Raw genomic sequence first — 2,130 nt, forward strand, 5'->3', positions numbered from 1 at the left:
GAATGGGTGAAATCCTACCTAACCGCCCAAGAAACCGCCACCAAGGTTGCCCTCGATAGTCAGAAACAATTCTGGGATAGTTATTTCGGTTTTGCTCGTCAGTCCATGGCTGTAATCAATAAACCGGCCTAATTTAGATATAAATTGGCTAGATAGTTCGGTTAGTGACTTAACTTCCCTTAAAAAATGAAATTCCTCAAATACAATCCCCTCTGGCTCTGTATTTGAGGCTTTTTTGGGTTTTATTCCCTTTAGGCAATTAGGGAATTTTGGGGTTTAGCAAAAATCATCCGTCCGGCCGAGGTTTGCAGTGCAGATGTCACCACTACCCGCAATTCTCCCCCCAGATAATCTTTTCCTTCTTCTACCACTACCATCGTGCCATCTTCTAGATAACCGATGCCTTGGGTGGGTTCTTTTCCTGCTTTGAGAATTTTCAGATCCAAAGTATCCCCGGGTAAGTAGATCGGGCGTACTGCTTGGGCGAGATCGTTGACATTCAAGATGGTGACTTTTTGCAGATTGGCCACTTTACTGAGATTATAATCGTTCGTGAGCAAGGTGGCGTTAATCTCTTGGGCAAGATGGACTAATTTAGCATCTACGGTGCTAATATCCTCATAATCGGCTGGATGAATGATAATGCGCTCGGGAAATTCTTGCTGCATCCGGTTTAAGATATCTAATCCGCGTCTTCCTCTGACTCGTTTTTGGTCATTACTGCCATCCGCTAACTGCTGCAATTCCTGAAGAATAAATTGGGGAATGAGTATCTGTCCCTCGATAAATCCCGTGTCTAACAATTGTTCGATACGACCATCGATAATACAACTGGTGTCCACAACTTTGGTGGCGGCCGCTTGCAGGGTTCCTTCTGCCACTAAAATTGATTCCATACTATTGGGGTTAATCAGACGCAAAAAAGTGCGACCGTGGGTATCAGCTAAACTAACCCCCAGATAGGAAAACATAACACTGCCTAAAATGGCGATTATCGGCTTGATAAACGAGAATTCTCTGGGAATCGGTAGGAAGAAAATCGGAGCTAGGATCAGATTAGCAATCAACAAACCGATAACTAGACCGACCGAACGGGTTAAAATAACTTCGATCGGAGTTTGCCGTACTTGGGTTTCCAGACGACGATAGGTAGTTTGGGCAACTAAACCAAGGGCTAAACCAATAATTGAGGCAAAACCCGCCGATAACCAGCGTAAAGCTTCAATATTGCTGATTTGCAACTGGACAGTAACCGGCAGCAAGTCAACACCACTATAACCAATACTGGCAACAGCGAAGACGAATAGTAAAATTATGACAGCATCAAGCATGGGGATAATACCAGAGAGGATAGAGGGGGAATGATGGTAGAAAAATAATGAGTATGGATGCTTTTATATTATATCTGTGGGTTTCTCCTAATTTGTGTCGGGAAAGTTGCCTCCATTCTAGGAGATGTTCTCCCCAGCCATAATACATCTTAACGAAGATAAACGAAATTACAGTAGGAGGCAGGAGGCAGGAGGCAGCTTTATTCTCCCCACACCCCACACCCCACACCCCACACCCCACACTCCCTTTTTTCCTTTTTCCTCATATAATGCCCTATTTTCACCCCGTAACCTCGGTTTATATTCATATTCCCTTCTGTCGTCGGCGCTGTTTTTACTGTGATTTCCCGATTTTTGTCCTTGGTAATCGCACCAATCCGGCGACTTTTCCCCCTGTGGTGGAGTATGTGGAAATATTACAAGAAGAAATTAGTCTTAGTCAGGGGACGGGGAAACCCCTAGAAACAATTTTTTTTTGGGGGGGGGACTCCTTCCCTGTTACCGGCGGAATTATTAGGATCAATTCTGGATACTTTAGCCAAAAAGTTTGATTTTGCGGCCGATATAGAGATTTCTATGGAGATTGACCCGGCTACCTTTAGTGTAGAACAATTACAGGGTTATATTAGCGCGGGAGTCAATCGGGTTAGTTTAGGAGTACAGGCTTTTCAAGAACCATTATTACAGGTTTCTGGTCGATCGCATACCGTTAAGGATATCTATCAGGCAGTGGAATTAATTCAGGGAGTGGGAATAGTTAACTATAGTTTGGATTTGATTTCGGGATTGCCACAACAAA

General features: G+C 43.8%; 1 protein-coding gene and 2 pseudogenes. 2 read left to right on the plus strand and 1 reads right to left on the minus strand.

The features are described 5' to 3' along the window. Positions 1-132: pseudogene (locus PX481_RS29960) on the plus strand (thylakoid-associated protein); the annotation flags it as partial. Between the two features lie 119 nt (positions 133-251). Here PX481_RS29960 and PX481_RS28540 read toward each other — a convergent pair. Further along, positions 252-1,331, minus strand: a complete 1,080-nt coding sequence (locus tag PX481_RS28540; protein ID WP_288056045.1) for a PIN/TRAM domain-containing protein — start codon at positions 1,329-1,331, stop codon at positions 252-254. Between the two features lie 269 nt (positions 1,332-1,600). Here PX481_RS28540 and PX481_RS28545 point away from each other — a divergent pair. Next, positions 1,601-2,130: pseudogene (locus PX481_RS28545) on the plus strand (radical SAM protein); the annotation flags it as partial.

The sequence above is a fragment of the Microcystis sp. M53603_WE2 genome (genome assembly GCF_030065435.1).

Excerpts from the sequence above, each read along its gene's own strand:
- PX481_RS28540 (WP_288056045.1), bottom strand. The coding sequence starts at position 1,331 with ATGCTTGATGCTGTCATAATTTTACTATTCGTCTTCGCTGTTGCCAGT.